We start from the raw sequence: 1,563 nt of genomic DNA on the forward strand, positions 1-1,563 counted from the left end.
GGCTGTTGGTGGCGCAACTGCTGGTGATCATTCCGCACCTGGAGCATATGCCGCCGTGGATTATTGCCTTGTGGCTGGTGTGTGCCGGCTGGCGCATTCAGATCTATCGCATGCGCGCGCAGTACCCGGCGACCTGGCTGAAGTCGGGGCTGACGGTGGGCATTGTCGGCGGCGTGTTTTTGTCTCGTGGCAGCCTGATTGGCCTGGATGCCGGCGTAGTGCTGCTGATTGCCGCGTTTATTTTAAAGCTGGTGGAAATGCGCAGCCGCCGCGATGCGCTGGTGCTGATTCTGCTGGGCTTTTTCGCGGTGGTGACGGTGTATTTGTTCGATGACCGCATGACCACCGTGCTGTTTACCTTGCTACCCGTCATGGGCTTGTTAGCGGCGTTGATTGGCTTGCAGCAAAACCCGTTACAGCAGAACCCCTGGCCGACCTTGCGCTTGGCTGGCGGCATGATGGCGCAAGCCTTGCCATTGATGCTGCTGCTATTTCTGTTTTTTCCGCGCTTTGGGCCGTTATGGTCGCTGCCGTTGCCAAACAATCAGGCGGTTACCGGGCTGTCCGATAGCATGGCGCCAAATGATCTGGCTGAGTTGAGTCGCTCCGATGCCTTGGCCTTTCGCGCCAGTTTCGACGGCGCGCCGCCATCGCGTGCGCAGCAGTATTGGCGGGCGCTGACCTTGGATCAGTTCGAGGGCCGGCGTTGGTCGCAGTCGCTGGATGCACGTTTTACCCGCGCGCCGAATTGGGCGGCGCAGGGCGAGCCGTTGAAGTACCGCGTGGTGATGGAGGCCACGCAAAAGCCCTGGCTGTTTGGTATCGACCTGGCCAGCACGGACCTCGACGACGCTCGGCAGATGGGCGACTTTCGCTTGGAGCGGCGTCTGCCGGTGGACCAGACGCTGGTCTATAACGTCACGTCCTGGCCCGATGCGCTGCGCGAGCCGGACTTAAGTAAACCGGCGCAGCGACGTGCGTTGCAGTTGCCCAAGGATGGCAACCCGCGCAGCCGTGCCTGGGCACAAGAGCTGAAAACGCAAAACCCGGACCCACAGGCGTTGGTGCAGGCCTTGCTGCGCCATTTCAACCGCGAGCAGTATTTCTACACCCTGCGCCCGCCGGCGGTGGGCGAGAACAGCGTCGATGATTTTCTCTTCAACACCCGCAGTGGGTTCTGTGAGCACTACGCCGGGGCCATGGCTTTTGTGCTGCGCGCTGCGGGTATTCCGGCACGGGTGGTGGCGGGCTATCAGGGCGGCGAGTTGAATACGTCGGGCAATTACATTCAGGTGCGTCAGTTTGATGCCCACGCCTGGGTCGAGTATTGGCGCGAAGGTGTGGGCTGGAGCACGGTCGACCCGACTTTTCAGGTGGCGCCCGAACGTATTCAGCAAGGGCTGGAACAGGCGATGGCCGGTGAGCAAAGCTTTCTGGAAAACTCACCCATGTCGTTGTTGCGCTATCGCCATATCAGTTGGCTGAACCAGATGCGCTTGAGTTGGGAAGAGCTCAATTACGGTTGGCAGCGCTGGGTGTTGGATTACCAGCAAGGTGCGCAAC

Annotated in this window: 1 protein-coding gene; it reads left to right on the top strand. The window is 60.7% G+C overall.

Going from position 1 to position 1,563, the window contains the following annotated elements:
* Positions 1–2: 2 nt before the first annotated feature.
* Positions 3–1,563: DUF3488 and transglutaminase-like domain-containing protein (locus AAAB16_RS13275; RefSeq protein ID WP_340663747.1), on the top strand; the 1,561-nt coding region annotated here is incomplete at its 3' end.

Source organism: Pseudomonas sp. (assembly GCF_037994325.1).
Lineage (GTDB): Bacteria > Pseudomonadota > Gammaproteobacteria > Pseudomonadales > Pseudomonadaceae > Aquipseudomonas.